We start from the raw sequence: 17,117 nt of genomic DNA on the forward strand, positions 1-17,117 counted from the left end.
TCGAACTGGGTGAGATCGAGGCGCAGTTGCTGGCTCAGCGCGAAGTGCGTCAGGCGATCGTGCTGTCGCAGGGGGAGGCAGACCAGAAGCGGCTGCTGGCCTATGTCGTTCCCGACGAGGACGGTGTTCGTGGCGCAACGAGCCCAACCGATGTTTCTTCGCGCAGCGAGCTGGTGACGCAGTGGGAGTCGGTATTCGACGCCACGTACGAGATCGAGCGAACGGCGCCGAGCTTTCAGGGCTGGAACAGCAGCTACTCCGACCGGCCGATTCCCGAGATCGAGATGCGGGAATGGTTGCAAAACACGGTCGAACGCATTCGCGCCCTTCGGCCCGAGCGCATCCTGGAAGTGGGCTGCGGTGCGGGGCTGCTGGTGGAACAGCTCGCTCCAGCGGCTCGCGTTTATGCGGGCACGGACTTGTCGGCTCGCGCAGTGAACGGTCTGCGGGCATGGGCGGAAACACAACCGCAGCTTGCGCACGTGCACCTTCGCCAGGCCGAGGCCACGGACTTCAGCGGCATCCAGCCGGGGGAGTTCGACACCGTCGTGTTGAATTCCGTGGCTCAGTATCTGCCGGATGTCGACTATTTGCTGGCAGTCCTCGAGGGCGCGGCGCGGGTGCTTGCTCCGCGAGGGCAACTGTTCATCGGTGACCTGCGGCATCTTGCGCACGTGCCCCTGCTGCACGCATCGGTGCAGCTTCACAAAGCCTCGGCTCAGACGTCGGTGCGGCAGTTGAAGAACCGCATCGCTCGCGCGGTCTCGCAGGACAAAGAACTCGTGCTGGATCCGGCGTTCTTCCATGCCTTGGCCGCGCACCTCGGCATGGGAAGCGTGGAGATCTCATTGAAGCGAGGCGGCTTCGACAACGAGCTGACGCGCTATCGTTATGACGTGGCGATACGCAAAGAGAGCGTCGAGCGACCGACTGCTCGAGTCTTCGATGCCTGCGGGACCGATGCCGTCGAGCGGCTCGCCGCTCATCTGAAAGCACATCGACCGCCCGCAGTCCTCCTACGCGCCGTGCCGAACCGACGTATGTCACGCGACCTGGCGGCGTGGCGGCTGCTGGAGTCGTTGGAGGGTCGCAGCACGGTCGGTGAATTGTTGTCGCGGCTCGAGCGAACCGAGCGTATGGGCATCGATCCTCAAACGCTGTGGGCCTTGGGCGATGAGCACGGCTATCACGTTCGGATCTCGTGGAGCGAGCAGCACACCGATGGCGCGTTCGATGTGGAATTCATCGATCCGGCGCGACTTGCACTGGTGACGCGAGCCCACCAGCTCGCCGATCCACCGGCGAGCTGGCGAGTCTTCGCGAGCGATCCCGCGCGAGCTGTGTTCATGCAGCAGCTCGGCCCGCGACTGCGCGAGCGCCTGGCGCAGGTGCTGCCCGAGTACATGGTGCCGGCGCATTTCATCCTGCTCGATCAGCTGCCGCTGAATGCCAACGGCAAGGTCGATCGCAAGCAGCTACCCGAGCCCGAGCAGGTGGAGGCCGGGCACTATCAGGCGCCGCAGGGCCCGATCGAGCGGACGCTCGCGAAGATCTGGGCCGAAGTGCTCGGTGTGGAACGCATCGGCCGAGGCGACAACTTCTTCGAGCTCGGTGGCCACTCGCTGATGGCGATTCGAATCGTGTCGCAGGCACGTCGCGTGTTCGATTGCGAGCTGTCGCTGCGAGCGCTGTTCGAGCATCCGTGTCTGTCGGAGCAGGCCGGTTTGATTCAGTCGCTGCCGACGGCGCGCTCGGGGCCGGTGTTTCATGCCGCAACTTCCAGTCGACCCGCGCTTTCCCATGCACAACAGAGACTATGGTTTCTGTGGCGGTTGGATCCTCGCTCCGCGAGCATGAACTCAGCGAGCGCGCTGCGCCTGGCCGGGCCGCTCGATCTCGAAGCCTGGCGGTTCGCGTGTCAGTTCGTGGTCGCACGACATGCCTCGCTCCGCACTGTGTTCCGGGAAGAGGACGGGACGGCGTGGCAAGAGGTGTTGGATGAAACATCGGCACCGGAGCTGGCGGTCACCGATCTGGGCAGGTGGCAGGGAGATTCACAGTTGCGCCATCTGCAAGAGCACATCGCTCAGACGATCCGCCGGCCGTTCGATCTCGAACGCGGACCGTTACTGAGAGTGCAGCTGTATCGTCTGGCCGAAGACGAGCACGTCATGTGCGTCGTCATGCATCACATCGTCACCGATGCATGGTCCACGGCGCTGGTGGTGCAGGATTTTGTCGCCGCTTACGCGGCCAGGCGACGCGGCGAAATTCCTGCGCTGGTCCCGCCTTCGTTGCAGTACGTCGACTACGCCATCGGGCAACGCGAGTGGCTGGAGCAGGGCGAGATGCGGCGTCAGCTGGACTACTGGACGGAGCGCCTGACCGGTGTGCCGCCGCTCGTCGTACCGCCCGACCAGTCGCCGCCAGCGCAGAGAAGTCATCCCTGCGGCGTCATGCGAACGTCGCTCGACGCGGAGTCCACAGCAGCGCTGCGAACCTTTTGTGAGTCGCAGGGAGTCACGCCGTTCATGGTGCTGCTCACAGCGGTCAGTGTCGTCGTGAGGGAACGATCGCGGCAGGAGCGCTTCGTGGTCGGAACGGACTTTGCCAATCGCAATCATCCGCGGACCGAGTCGTTGGTCGGCTTCCTGGTCAATCAGGTGGCTTTGCCCATCGATTGCCACGCGTCGCGCTCGGCCCGGGAGCTGTTGACGCAAGTCAGAAACACCGTGCTGGGCGCGGCGGACCATCAAGATCTTCCGTTCGAGCGCCTGGTGGAATCGCTGCGTTCCGAGCGACGGGGCGACGGGCGGGCGCCGCTGTTCCAGCTCAAGGTGCTCTATCAGGACGATGGCGCGGCGGCGCTGGCGCTGCCAGGGCTGCACATCGATGAGTATCCGATCGAGCCTGCGCAGGTGGAACTGGACCTGATCCTGATGTTCCATGCCGATGCGCAGCGGGTTCATCTCGCAGCCAAGTACGACCGCGAGTTGTTCGAGCCGGCGACGCTGGAGTGCATGGGGCTGGAGATCCTCTCCATCCTGAAGGTCATGCTGCCGCAACCGGAGGTCGAGCTCGCCGCTCTGGCGGACGAAGCGAAACGGATCCGGCGGGATTTCGAAGCGCGAGCGCTGCAGCGGCGCGATCGCAAGCTGGCACAGTGGCGGGGAAGTCTGCGAGGACGATCGGTGATGCCATGAGCTCCACTATGAAGACACCGAGAATCGGCAGCGTGCAGCGGCAGTCGAGCAATCACGGCCCGCGCGAGTTGGTGCGCTGGAGTCGTCTGCTGCCAGACTGCGACCTGCCCTGGTTGTGCGAGCCCGCGATCGCTGGCGTCAGCTTGCCGGCCTGGGCCTCGGAGCATCGCGTGGAGATCGAGCGCCACTTGCTCGAATGCGGCGCCATTCTGTTTCGCGGCTTCGCGGTCGCGAGCGCCGAGGACTTCAATCGCTGTGTCGAAGGCATGTCCGAGGGCGCGCTCGAATACAAATTCAGAGCGTCGCCGCGAACGCGCATCCAGGAAGATCTGAATGTCTACACGTCCACCGATTATCCCGAGGCGGAAAGCATCTTCCCGCACAACGAACATTCGTACTCGCCGGTGTTCCCTCTGCAGATCTTCCTGTACTGCGCGGTGCCGGCGACGGTGGGCGGTGAGACGCCGATCGGCAGCACCCGGGCGCTGCTCAAACGCATCCGGCCGGAGGTGCGCGATGCCTTGCTGCGCAAGGGCATCATGTATGTGCGCAACTACGGCGATGGTTTCGGGCTGCCGTGGCAGACCGTGTTCCAAACAACCGATCGAGGGGCTGTCGAAGCGTATTGCGCGAGCGTGGGCATTCGCGTCGAGTGGAAGGGGGGCGATCGCTTGAGAACGCGGCAGATCGGCCCGGCCATGGTCCGACATCCGCAGACGGGAGAGTCGGTATGGTTCAACCACGGAACGTTCTTTCATGAGTTGACGCTGCCCGAGGCCGCGCGAGATCGCCTGCGCAGCGAGTTCGGGGCGGACGAGCTGCCGCAGAATACTTTCCATGCCGACGGTTCTCCCATCGAGCCTGAGCACATCCGGCACCTGCAGGAGCAGTATCGGCAGGTGATGGTGCAGTTTCCTTGGCAACAGGCAGATGTGCTGATGCTCGACAACATGCTCGCGCTGCATGCCCGTCGTCCTTTCAGCGGAGCGCGCCGCGTGATGGTCGCCATGGCGCAGCCGTGTCGTAGCGTCGACGTCGCGCTTGCAAGTCAGGAGCAGGCATGAAAATGCAGGCAGAGTCTTCGGCTGGATATCTCCTATCGTCGCAGCAGTGCTCGGTCCACGTCGCGGACTGGCAAACACGTGCGCCGGTCAACGTGATTCTGGTCGAAGGACCGGCGAGCCTGGGGCAGGCGCAGGTGCTGCAGGCCGCGCTCGATGAGCAGATCCGGCGTCATGAAATTCTTCGCACGTGCTATCGCCCGGTGATTGGCCTGAGATATCCGATGCAGCATGTGGAGACGAAGCTGCCCGCGGCGTGGACTACGCTCGAAGCGACAGTCGACGATCGCTCGCTGATGCAGTCAGCTCGGTCGCGGCTGAGTCTTCGCGACGGTCCGGTCATTGGGGCTGCTCTCGCTCCGGCAGCGGCGGGCCGGGTGCGCTGGGCGCTGGCAGCACCGGCTTACAGTCTGGACGCAATGGCTTTGCAGGCGTTGATCGAGGCCTGCGTGACGCGAAGTCCTGCCGCTGACGTGATCCAGTATCCCGACTATGTGGCCTGGCAAAGTGAGTTGATTGCCAGCGAGCTGGGCAGCGAAGGCGCTCGCTTCTGGGAAACACAGCTACCTGGTGCGAAGGGCAGCGAGCGGCTGCCGTTCGAGATGGATGCGAACGCGGACGCCGGCGACAGTGAAAGCGTGGCTTTGAGCGATGAAGCCGACGCAGCGCTCGGCAAGCTGGCGAAGCGTCTGAACCTGCCGTTGGAACGTGTGTTGCTCGCGGCCTGGGGCGGCTTCATGGCGCGCGTGATGCAGACCGATGACCTGTCGATCGACTGGCATGCCGATGTGCGGAGCGCGGAATTGGACGGAGCGCTCGGATGCTTCGTCATGAAGCTGCCGGTGTCGTTGCATTTCGACGCCGAGCTGTCGAGCGACGCGTTGATACAGTCCGTGGCCGAACAATTGCGGAACGCGGCGTCGTGGCAGGAGTGTTTCGATGCCGCCGCTCATAGCGATCGGTTGGCCCGCATCGATCGAACCCGATCGCGGATCGAGTTTGCTTACGTTCGGGAGCGCCCGTGGTCCGAGGGGTGGCAGCTCCGGCACATCGAATTGGCGCCGGGCGATGCACGCCTGCAGTGTTTGTGTATCGATGCGGGCGGTGGACGCGTCCTGCGCTGGCAAGGCGTCGCAACTCATGTTCGAGGAACGTTGCGAACGTGGAGCCACCAGTTCGTCACTTTGTTGGAATCGTTGGGCCGGCAGCCCGAACGGCGCTGGCTCGAGCAGTCGATGCTCCGGCCTGCGGAGCGGACGCAGTTGCTGAGCGAGTCTCGGCAGGAGACGAAGCCGCGCGAGCATGATGATCGGCAGCCCCGGACATTGCACGGCCTGTTCGAAGCGCAAGTGGTGCGCACGCCGGATGCCGTCGCGGTGGTGTGCGACGATGAGCAGCTGACCTATTGGGAACTCGATCACCGTGCGGATGTATTCGCTCGTCGACTGCGCAGCCGAGGTGTTTCGGCGGAGTCGTGTGTCGGCGTCCATCTCGGACGCTCCGTCGATCTCATCACCGCCATGCTGGCGGTGCTGAAGAGTGGCGCGGCCTACGTGCCGCTCGATCCCGGCTATCCATCAAACCGGCTCGACGGCATGATTGCGGATGCCGGCATTTCCGTCGTCATCGGTCGCGCGCACGAGCGGGGATCCTTCTCGGATTCCGGGATCAGGCTCGTCTATATCGATGAAGGTGAGCAGACGCCGGGAGATCTTGCCGCGCTTCGGATCTCTCCTCAGCAGCTGGCCTACGTCATCTACACCTCCGGCTCGACCGGCAGGCCCAAGGGCGTGATGGTCGCTCACGCCAATGCGGTGGCATCGACACGATCCCGATTCACTTTCTATCGAGGCGCACCACGGCGCTTTCTGCTGCTTTCATCGCCGTCGTTCGACAGCTCGGTGGCGGGGATTTACTGGACGTTGGCTCAGGGAGGCGCGTTGTACATCCCGCCGGAAGGCAGGCACCAGGATGCTGCTTATCTCGCGCAGCTGGTGACGCACGCGAGGATTTCACATTTGCTGGCGCTGCCATCCTTTTACAAACAGATCCTGCAAGCGGTGCAGGACGCGGGCCATTTACAGTGCGCCATCGTGGCCGGTGAGGCGTGTCATGCCGACGTGATCGAGGCGCATCGACGCAAGGCGCCAGCCGCCACCCTCGTCAACGAGTACGGCCCGACGGAAGGTACCGTGTGGTCGAACGCGTTCACGATCGACGCGCGCTGGGCGCCCGGGATGCGGGTGCCCATCGGACGCACGGTCGATTCGATCTATGGCTACGTGCTCGACGAGTGCCTGGAACCTTGCCCGGTGGGACTGCCCGGAGAATGGTACATCGGCGGCGAAGGCATCACGCGCGGATATCTCGGACGGCCTGCGCTGACGACACAGCGATTCGTCGCGGATCCGTTCGGCTCCGGCGAGCGGTTGTACCGCACCGGCGATCGAGTGAGGTTGCGGCCGGATGGCGAAGTGGAATTCCTGGGGCGCGGCGATCGCCAGGTCAAGGTGCGCGGTTATCGGATCGAACTGGATGAGATCGAGGCCGCGCTGCGCTCCCACCCGCGTGTGCGCGAAGCTGCCGTTCTAGTCCACGACAGCGACGAGCTGGGGCAGCAACTCGCAGGCTTCTTCGTGCTCGCGGCGACGGACACGGATCATCGCGCCTTGCGTGATGAATTGCTGGCGCACTTGCGGCGGTTGGTGCCGGCCTTCATGGTGCCCGCGCATCTGGTGCCAGTCGCGAGCCTGCCGCTCATGCCGAACGGCAAGCTCGATCGGCAGGTGCTGCTGAAGACACTCGATCGAGGCTTGCGCGCACCCTATGCTGCTCCGGGCGACGACACGGAGCGTGCGTTGGCGCAGATCTGGCAGGGAGTGCTCAAGGTCGAGCGCATCGGCCTGCACGACAATTTCTTTTCGCTGGGCGGTCATTCGCTATTGGCGACGCAGGTGGCTTCTCGGATCCGCGAGATCATGGCGGTGGATCTGCCACTCAAGGCGCTATTCGAGACCGCCACGCTCGCCGAGCTTGCGAGCGAAGTCCGTCAACGTCTGGATGTGAGACTGGACGACGTGGCCGCGATGGAGCGTCTCATGGCCGACGCGCAGGAGTGATCGTGTCGGCAGCGGACCAGTCGGCAAGCGAGCGACTCCAGTCCATTGCACGACAGCTTGCGGCGATGGCACCCGCCGCCCGCAAGGCCCGGCTTCGTCAGATGAGGGTGAGCGGGCTCAGTCCCGGCAGGTTGCCCATCGTCCCGGCGGTGTCGGCGCGCGAAGTGCTTTCTTACGCCCAGCTGCGGCAATGGTTCTTGTGGCAGCTCGATAAATCCAGCACGGCCTATCACATCAGCAGCGCGGTGAAGCTGTCGGGGCGCCTCGACGCGAGTGCGTTGAAGGGTAGCTTCGATGGATTGGTCGCGCGACACGAGTCGTTGCGCACGGTGTTCCGTGGCGGAGCGGAGGGGGAGGTCGAGCAGATTGTTCGGCCGGAATCACGGGCACATGTCGAGGAGATCGACGTGAGCGATGTGGCTGTGTCGGAACGTGAGGCGGCGGTGCGAGCCGCAGTGACGCGCTTTCATCACCGGCCGTTCGATCTGGAGCACGGTCCCCTGCTGCGGATCGCGCTGGTCCGGATCGCGGCCGACTCGCACGTGCTCGTCGTGATCATGCATCACATCGTGTCGGACGGCTGGTCGATGCGAATCCTGATCGATGAGTTCGTCGAGCAGTATCGTGCGAGAGTCCGTGGCGAGCTGCCGGCGTTGCCAGCGCTCCCGATTCAATACGCGGACTATGCCGTGTGGCAACGGAACTGGTTGGAAGCAGGGGAGAAGGATTCACAGCTAGCCTATTGGCGCGAGCAGTTGGGCTCGGAACACCCCGTGCTGTCGTTGCCCACGGATCGACCGAGAAATGCCGATGCTCGCTATACGGCCGCATGTCATGCGTTCGAGCTCGATCCGGAATTGACTCGAGAGCTGCGGCGACGGACGCAGTCCGAAGGGGCGACGTTGTTCATGGCGCTGCTGGCGGGGTTTCAGGTGCTGCTACATCGATACACGGGCCACGAGGACATTCGTGTGGGCGTGCCGATCGCGAATCGTCATCGCGCCGAGACCGAGCGAGTCGTCGGCTTCTTCGTGAACACGCAGGTGCTGTGCACGAAGGTGCACGGACGTATGAGCCTGCTGGACGTGCTTGGACGAGTCAAGGACGCGGCGCTCGGTGCTCAGGGTCATCAGGATCTGCCGTTTGAACAAGTGGTGGAGGCGCTTGCACCCGCGCGAACTCTGGGCAGCAGTCCGCTCTTCCAGGTGATGTTCAATCATCAGCGCGAGGAGCATCGGGTACCGCCAGCGCTGCCCGACCTGATCCTCGAAGGCTATGAGCTGACGGAGCAGGGAGCGCAGTTCGAGCTGACGATGGACAGTCGCATCGCAAGCGATGGTCGCGCGCTCGTGAGCTTCGCGTACGCGGCTGAGCTGTTCGATTCGGCGACTGTCGTTCGTCTGGGGGCGCACTATCTTCGTGTGCTGACGGAGCTGGCGAGATGTCCCGAGCAGGCGGTTCGCGAGGTGCAACTGCTGAGCGAAGCGGAGCGTGCGAAACTGCAGCGTTGGGGCGTGAATTCGCGACGCTACGCGAATGTCGAGCCCGTGCATCGACTGATCGCGCGACGGGCGCATGAGCAACCCGAGGCCACGGCGCTGATTTGCGGGCAGCAGGTGTTGACCTATGGCGAGCTGAACCGACGCGCGAATCGCCTGGCGCATCGACTCATCGCGCTGGGTGTCGCGGCTGACAGCAAAGTGGGCCTCGCGATCGAGCGATCGTGCGAGATGGTCGTGGCGCTGCTGGCCATCCTGAAAGCGGGCGGCGCGTATGTGCCGCTGGATCCCGATTATCCGGCGCAGCGACGAGCTTACATGGTCGAGGACAGTGGCATCGAGCTGCTGCTGACGCAGCGGGACCTGCAGGATCATGCTTCGATAGCGGGTTCGGCGATAGTGCTGACGTTGGAAACGCTGGATGTCGGCAACGAGGCTGACGACGAGCCTCATGTCGACGTGCATGGCGAGCAGCTCGCGTACGTGATCTACACCTCCGGATCCACCGGCAAGCCCAAGGGAATCGGTATCTCGCATGCCAGTCTGAGCGAACACAGCCAGGTTGCGGTGGGATACTTCGGTCTCACGCCATGCGATCGCATGTTGCAGTTCTCGACGATCAACTTCGATGCGTTCGTCGAGCAGCTCTTCCCTCCGTTGATCGTCGGCGCGGCCGTCGTCCTGCGCGGTCCGACACTGTGGGATAGCGAGATGTTTCATCGCGAGCTGCTCGACAAGCGGATCACCATTGCCGATCTGCCAACGGCGTATTGGAATCTGCTGGCGCAGGATTTCGCCCGGGTCGGATCTCGCGACTACGGCGCGTTGAGGCAAGTGCAGGCCACCGGCGAGGCGATGCCCGCCGAGGCCGTGAAGGCCTGGCGCGAGGCAGGTCTTGGAAACGTCAAGCTGCTGAACACTTATGGGCCGACCGAAACGGTCGTGACTGCGATGGCACACGACTGCAGCGCCGATGCCGCCGTGCCGACGCTGATTCCCATCGGTCATCCGCTCGCGGGTCGTCATACCTATGTGCTGGATATCGATCTGAATCTCACACCGCCGGGCGCCACTGGCGAGCTTTATATCGGCGGCGACTTGCTGGCGCGCGGCTATCACGGACGCCCAGGCTTGAGCGCCGAGCGTTTCATTGCCGATCCGTTCGATGCGGCAGGCGGGCGGCTCTACCGCACGGGCGATGTGGTGCGCTGGAACCGGGACGGCCGGCTGGAATATCTCGGCCGCGTCGATCATCAGGTGAAGGTGCGGGGCTTTCGCGTCGAGTTGGGTGAGATCGAGACACAGCTGCTGTTGCAGTCGGGGATTCGGGAAGCACTCGTGGTGGCACAAGCGGCAGAGAAAGGTGCCCGCTTGATCGGCTATGTCGCCGGCGACGACGTGCGTAGCGCGGATCTGAAGTCGACGCTGAGTGCGTCCTTGCCGGACTACATGATCCCGAGTGCGATCGTGGTGCTCCCCGTGCTGCCGAAGAACGCGAACGGAAAAATCGATCGCGCCGCCTTGCCACTGCCGGAGCTCACCGGCGATGTCGGCTATGTCGCTCCGCAGGGCGCGATAGAGCAGGCGATTGCAACGATCTGGGCCGAGGTGCTCGGTGTCGAACGCGTCGGCCGCAACGACAACTTCTTCGAGCTCGGCGGGCACTCGCTCATGGCATTGCGTGTCATCGACATCATGCGCCGCAGACTGCAGGTTCATCCGCCCATCGAGCTGAAGGATTTGTTCACCTCGCCGAGCCTCGAACAACTGGCGAGCCGGCGCGCCCACGCGGCCTGGACACGGCTCAACAGCGCTGTGCCCGACGTGCCGCCGCTGACCATGATCCACGACGGGCTCGGCAACATTCTCGACTACACACAGCTCGCCCAGGCGCTCGATCGTCGTTGTCCGGTGGTGGCGCTCCCGTATTCCCACGCCAGCGACGGGGCGAGCCTGGCGTCGCTCGATGCGTTGGCGAGAGTGCATGCCCGAACGATTGTCGCCGCAGGCATTCGGGAGCCTTACCGCTTGTGTGGATGGTGTGTCGGCGGCGCGATCGCTCCCTTGGTCGCAGGCGTCCTGGAGAGCGAGGGCAGGCGGGTCGATTTCGTTGGCGCGATCGATCCTTACGTGCAGCCGCGGACACCCGGTGCGATCGTCACCGCCGAAGCGGGGCTGCTGAGTTTCATCGCAGCGTTGTTTACTCCCGAGGCTCGAGTCGAACAGCGAGCTGCGGCGGCGATTCGCCAACGAATCAGTCATGCGGTCAATGCGCCAGAGACGCTGGTTGCACTTCTACACGAAGTGCTCGCCCTGACAGATGAACATGGGCTGCGACCTCATGCCCGGCTGGGAGCCGCCGAGCTCGCAACGCTATTCCTGACCGGGCGTGCGCTCGATGCAATGGCGCGTGTCGCAATAGATCCAGCTCCGTTGCGTGCCCCGATGAGCGTGTGGTGGGCACATCAGCGCACGCCGCAAGATCGGGAACGATTTCAGGAGTGGTTCAAGTCGCCGCACACTCGACAGTATGAAGTTCACGCGGACCACTACGAAGCGGTCCGCGCGGCGGAGACAATCGAATCGCTGGAGCAGGCGTTGCGCTGAGCGCACTGCTACTTGATACAAAGGCAGTCGGCTGTGTTGACCGAGTGTGTGAACCCTCGGTCAATGAGCCAGCATGTCGGTCAGGGCAGCAGATTGCCCCGCAACGTCAGCATGACGTTGCGCGGATCGCCATAGACATTCTGGTTGCCGACGCCGATGGCCGCAAAATATTTCTCATCGAACAGGTTGTTGCCGTTCAATGCCACGGAGAATCGGCGACTGAGCGTCCACGCGAGCCGGGCGTTGACGGTCACGTAGCTATCTTCTTCCACGCGCATGGTGCCGCTCTGGGCGTAGTAAGCGCTTTGCGCATTGACGCCGGCGCCGACGCTGAATCGGTTGAGGCTGCCCGGCAGCTGATAGTTGCTCCACAGACGCAGCAGATGTTTCGGCGTGCGGCTCATGAAAGCACGCCCTTCGTTGATCCGATCCTTCTCATACTCGGTGGTGTTGTACGTGTAGCCGGCGAACAGCTGCCAGTCGGGGAGCAGCGTGCCGGAGACCTCGGCCTCGAAACCTTCGCTGATCACTTCACCTTCGGTGACATAGCACCAGCCCGTCACCGGCGCTCCGGCGCAAGGCTGGCTCAGGTCTTCCTGCGCCCGGTTGGTCTGATCGATACGGAAGACCGCGAACGAGGCATTCATCCGGCCATCCATCAGCTCGGCCTTGGTACCCACCTCATAGTTCGCCCCCACGATGGGGTCGAGCGCGCCGCCGGTGCGTGTGAACTGAGTGGTCTGGGGCAGGAAGATATCGGCGTAGCTCGCATATAACGACCAGGCACCGGTCAGGTCCCAGACGACGCCGGCCCGCGCCGTGAAGTTGGAATCCAGCGAGTAGTCGGGACTCTTGGTGACCACGCCCGTGACCAGGTTGCCGCTGCGAAACTCGTTGTCGTACCAGTCGAAGCGGCCGCCCACGACCAGCGTCAGCCGCTCGTTGAGGTGCAGGTTGGTGCTGGCGTAGACACCGTACTGCTCGGTGTCGCTGACGGCGCGAGTCCGGAATGCAGGGTCGGCGGGCTCGGGGAACGAATGGGGATCGATGGCAAGGACGTTGCCGACCAGGATGTTTGGCAGATCGGCACCGCCGAAGCCGATGCCGTAATAGCGACGGAAACCGGCGCCTGCCAGTAGCGTGTGCGACCGACCGAAGAGGGAGTAGGAGCCGGACACATTGGCGTCGAGACCGTAACGATCGTTCTCGTCGTGGCGCAGGGCGCCGCTGATCGTGGCCGCATTGGTGGCCGGATCGACGGCACCGCCCGCGGCGCGGCCCTGGGTGAAGGTGCGCTTGGCATCCCATTCATCCCACGCGCGATCCAGCGAGAGTTTTGCTTTCCAATCCTCGGCCCACCGATGCTCGAGCGAGGCGAACGCTTGGGTGGTATCGAAGGCCCAATCGTTCCAATCCGGCCCGAGGTAGGCGGAGCGCGATAGCGGCAGACTCCGGCCATCGCTGTAACGAGGCAAGCCGTTGATGAGAGGCACGGCATCGAACGTCTGCCTCAGTACACCCGCGGTGACGGTCGTGGCCGAGCCCAAGTCATATTCGGCGATGCCATAGGCCACCAGCTTCTGCGATTCGGCGACGTCGATCGAATAGTCGCGATCCTCGTATGCGACCAGTGCGCGTGTGCGCAAGCTGCCGGATTCATTCACGGGACCGCCGATATCGAACTCAGCGCGGTAGTAATCCCAGGAGCCCGCGTAAACATTCGATGAAATCGCGAGCTCCCCCGTCGGACGCTTGCGAACGAGATTGATGGTCGCCGCTGGATTGCCGGAGCCTTGCAGCAGGCCCGCCGAGCCTCGCAGCACTTCGACGCGATCGTAGATGGCAAGGTCGGGCTTGCTGAAGGAATAATTCGGATCGACCTGCGGCACGCCGTCGAACTGGAAGGTGTCGACCTGGAAACCGCGAGCGTAGATGGCGCCGCTGCCCGGGCCTTGGGTCGTAACCGTGAAGCCGGTGCTCTGAGTCAACGCGTCTTCCAGCGAGATCAGGTTCTGATCGTCCATGCGCTGCCGCGTGATGACGCTGACCGACTGCGGGATCTCGCGCCACGATTGATCGGATTTGCCCAGGGTCAGTGTTTCGGCTTTGTAAGAGCCCGACCCCTCGGTGGTGGCGTCCAATGTGCCTTCGACTTTGATTTTGCCTAGTTTTTGTTGGGGCTCGCCGGCGGCTGCCGGGCTGGTTTGCGCGTGCGCCGTCCATGAAGAGGTCGCCAGGGCGGCGACGATGAACTGGGCAAGACGGGTTGTGCGGCCAAGACCACGCATCTGACTCGATTCTCCGTGAGCACGTTGTTTGTTATTACGCGAATGCGAATAATTCGCATTGGTAATCAGAGTATCACAGGATGCACGGCAGTGGCCACCAGGGATGCGCAGGAAATCTGGCCCCTGGCATTTATATGAAGCGGGTTTGTTTTTTTCCGTTTTCTCGGTTACCGCCGGGAGTCGCCCTGGGAACCTGCGGCTGCCACAGCCACGGCAAAGATCTCGAACACGCGATCGATCTGACGCTCATTGATAATGAGTGGCGGCAACAAGCGGACGACGCTGCCGTGCCGGCCGCCGAGCTCCAGGATCAGGCCGCGTTCGAGACAGGCTCGCTGAATGCGGCTGGCCAGGGCGGGGTTGGCTTTGGGCCGGCCGTGACTATCCGGGCCAGCGTCGGGATCGACGATCTCGACGCCGATCATCAGGCCGCGGCCACGGACATCGCCCAGTTGGGAATATTCGTTCTGCAGCTGGCGAAGTTTTCGCACCAGCAATGCTCCCATGGCGTGCGCCTGTTCCGGCAGGCCTTCGGCGCGAATGAAACGAAGGGTCGCCGAGCCGGCGGCCATGGCCATCTGATTGCCACGAAAGGTCCCCGCGTGCGCGCCGGGAAGCCAGGTGTTCAGCTCTTTCTTATAGATCACCACCGATAGCGGCAGGCTGCCGCCGATGGCCTTCGACAAAGTCACGACGTCCGGAGTGATGCCGGCGTGTTCGAAAGCGAACATTCGTCCGGTGCGTCCGAAGCCGGTCTGCACCTCATCGACAATCATCGGGACATTCGCCTGTGTCGTGAGTTTGCGAACGCCGCGAACCCATTCATCGGGCGCCGGAATCACACCGCCTTCACCTTGAATCACTTCGAAGATCATGCCGGCCGGCGCCGGGACGCCGGACTCGGGGTCATCCAGCACCGTGCCGATATAGGCGAGGCCCGCTTGCACACCGGCATCGCCGCGCAGTCCGAAGGGACATCGATAGTCGTAAGGAAATGGCAGAAACTGCGCTCCTTGCAACACGCCTTGCAGTGGACGCTTGGGCGAGAGGCTGCCCATGAGGTTCAGGGCGCCCTGAGTCATGCCGTGATAGGCGCCATGGAAGGCGAGCAGGGTGCCGCGACCGGTCGCGGTTTTGACGAGTTTCAGCGCGGCCTCGACAGCGTCGGCCCCGGTGGGGCCGCAGAACTGAACTTTCGCGTCACGCGCGAGCTCCGACGGCAACGTGTCGAACAGATCCTGCATGAAGCGATCCTTGACGGGCGTCGTCAGATCCAGCGTGAGCAGCGGCAATCCATCTTTCAGGACCTGTTCGATCGCGGCGATCACGACCGGATGGTTGTGTCCCAGCGCGAGCGTGCCGGCACCTGCCAGGCAGTCGATGAAAACCCGTCCCTCGACGTCCTCGACGTAAATGCCGGCCGCACGTCGTAGCGCGAGGGGAATTCGCCGCGGATAGCTGCGTGCATTGGACTCCCGCGCCGATTGACGTTCGAGCAATGCGTTCGACGCGAAATCGTAAGGTCGCGACAGCGCGTCGTGGCGTCGACCCAGGTCGTCGTCGATTCCGCCGCTCGTCACAGTCGTTGCAGTGCTGGTTTGCATGGCCGCTCACGCGTGGATCTCTTATCTGACCATGACGAACAGCGGGCGCCACCGTTTACCGGGCGAGAGGGTAAACAAGGACGGTCGCCATTCGTCCTGCTATCAGAATGAGTACGACACTGTCCCGCCGAGAGTTCTTGAATGGAGTCGGTGCCGTCGGTGGCTCGTCCGCCGTGTATCGAGCAGCGCTCGCGCTTGGGTTGGTGCCCGAGGTCGGTCGCGTCGAGCGGCCCGACATTGCGCCGCTGGCTGCTCGAGAACGCAGGCGCGTCGTCATCCTTGGCGCGGGGATCTCAGGGCTCGTGGCAGCCTGTGAGTTGAGCCGCAAAGGCTATGACGTGCGAGTGATCGAGGCATCGCATCGGGTGGGCGGACGGAACTGGACGCTTCGCTCGGGCGATTTCATCGACGAAGTCGGCGCCCCGCAAACCTGTCGCTTCGATCGCGATCCCGATCTGTATTTCAACGCCGGTGCCGCGCGCATCCCCGGAGATCATGCGGCGCTGCTCGGTTACTGCCGAGAGCTTGGCGTGCAGCTCACACCATTCATCAACGAGAACCGGAATGCGTTGATCCAGGATGATGCCATGCTCGGCGGGAAGCCGATCCGCCATCGTGAATACATTGGCGACACTCGGGGCTTCGTGGCGGAACTGATGGCGAAGTCGTTGCGACCGGAGCAGATGCAGGCGCCTTTCACGACCGCCGACTACGACAGAGTGATGGATTACGTGCGCCAGTTCGGCGCTCTCAACCGGCAGTTTGCGTATCGAGGATCGAGACGCGCGGGTTACGCCATGCATAACTGCTACGTGCCCAGCGCGCTCAGGCAGCCTCTCGATGCGGCCGAGTTGTTCCGGTCGGAGTTCATGTATCGGATGAGTTTCACGGAACAGTCCGATCAGGCCGCGATGATGCTGGAGCCGGTGGGCGGCATGGATCGAATCGTGGCGGCGCTGATGTCGAAGGTCGGCTCTCGGGTGCGGACGAATTCGCCCGTCGAAGCCATCTTGCTGCGGCCGAAGGGCGTCGATGTCGTCTATCGAACTGGCAACGACCGTCGAACCCTTCACGCCGACTTCTGCCTGAACAGCATTCCGATGAACGTGCTGGCGGGCATCGAACACAATTTTCCGGCCGACTACGCCCAGGGGTTCGGGTCGCTGCCCGTCGTCAAGAATCTCAAGATTGGCTTGCAGATGAAGCAGCGATTCTGGGAGTCGGAAGGTATCTACGGCGGCATCTCGTGGACCCAGCAAGACATCATGCAGATCTGGTATCCCGCGCATGGCATTCATCGCGACAAAGGCATCCTGGTCGGCGCATACATTTACGACAACGACGCGGCCAGCGATCGATTCGCCCTGCTGTCACCGCCCGAGCGGCTGAAGCTCGCCATCGCTCAGGGAGCAAGGCTGCATCCGGCATATGGCCGTCACGTGGAAAGTGGTGTGAGCGTCGTCTGGCACCGCATGAATCACATCTTGGGTAGTGTCGTGGATTGGCGAGGCGATCTGTGTGAGCGCTGGTTCACCCGTCTGCAGGCGCCCGTGGGGGGGCACTACCTCATCGGAGATCAAGTGAGTCGGCATGCCGGCTGGCAGGAAGGGGCGATTCATGCGGCCTTCCATGCGATCGCGGACATCGATACTCGGGTGCGGTCGGAGCAGCCGCGGTCCATGACTTCCCGCGCGGGCGAAGATTAAACATCCGCCGCGGCCATTCGTCCTTGGAGC

Annotated in this window: 7 protein-coding genes (1 of these 7 cut by a window edge); 5 read left to right on the forward strand and 2 right to left on the reverse strand. The window is 63.4% G+C overall.

Annotated features, from left to right (window positions below):
• The 4 genes in view from EKO19_RS26430 to EKO19_RS26445 are tightly spaced (at most 8 nt apart) and all read left to right on the forward strand, a layout consistent with a single transcriptional unit that may run on beyond the window.
• Window positions 1-3,203 carry the 3' portion of a non-ribosomal peptide synthetase gene (locus tag EKO19_RS26430; protein ID WP_129780156.1) on the forward strand. It extends 5,908 nt beyond the left edge of the window, so 3,203 of the gene's 9,111 nt are visible here — the last part of the coding sequence; its start codon lies off the left edge, out of view; its stop codon occupies window positions 3,201-3,203.
• A gap of 8 nt (window positions 3,204-3,211) precedes the next feature.
• A complete protein-coding gene (locus EKO19_RS26435) occupies window positions 3,212-4,267 on the forward strand; it encodes a TauD/TfdA family dioxygenase (protein WP_217705600.1) in 1,056 nt (351 codons plus the stop codon).
• Window positions 4,264-7,383, forward strand: coding sequence for a non-ribosomal peptide synthetase (locus EKO19_RS26440; protein ID WP_129780160.1), 3,120 nt, complete (start codon window positions 4,264-4,266; stop codon window positions 7,381-7,383). The genes EKO19_RS26435 and EKO19_RS26440 overlap by 4 nt, the downstream gene beginning before the upstream one ends.
• Window positions 7,384-7,385: 2 nt before the next feature.
• A complete protein-coding gene (locus EKO19_RS26445) occupies window positions 7,386-11,489 on the forward strand; it encodes a non-ribosomal peptide synthetase (RefSeq protein WP_217705601.1) in 4,104 nt (1,367 codons plus the stop codon).
• Window positions 11,490-11,569: 80 nt separating this feature from the next.
• Here the strand turns inward: EKO19_RS26445 and EKO19_RS26450 are convergent, their stop codons facing one another.
• Window positions 11,570-13,777 (reverse strand): TonB-dependent siderophore receptor, encoded by a 2,208-nt coding sequence (locus EKO19_RS26450; RefSeq protein ID WP_129780162.1) that lies wholly within the window; start codon window positions 13,775-13,777, stop codon window positions 11,570-11,572.
• Window positions 13,778-13,944: 167 nt separating this feature from the next.
• On the reverse strand, window positions 13,945-15,381 hold the full coding sequence (locus EKO19_RS26455; protein WP_129780164.1) for a diaminobutyrate--2-oxoglutarate transaminase: 1,437 nt from the start codon (window positions 15,379-15,381) through the stop codon (window positions 13,945-13,947).
• A gap of 137 nt (window positions 15,382-15,518) precedes the next feature.
• Here EKO19_RS26455 and EKO19_RS26460 point away from each other — a divergent pair, with 137 nt between their 5' ends.
• Window positions 15,519-17,087, forward strand: a complete 1,569-nt coding sequence (locus tag EKO19_RS26460) for an FAD-dependent oxidoreductase (protein WP_281281110.1) — start codon at window positions 15,519-15,521, stop codon at window positions 17,085-17,087.
• The last annotated feature ends 30 nt before the right edge of the window (window positions 17,088-17,117 follow it).

The sequence above is a fragment of the Peristeroidobacter soli genome (assembly GCF_004138485.1).
Classification (GTDB): domain Bacteria; phylum Pseudomonadota; class Gammaproteobacteria; order Steroidobacterales; family Steroidobacteraceae; genus Steroidobacter; species Steroidobacter soli.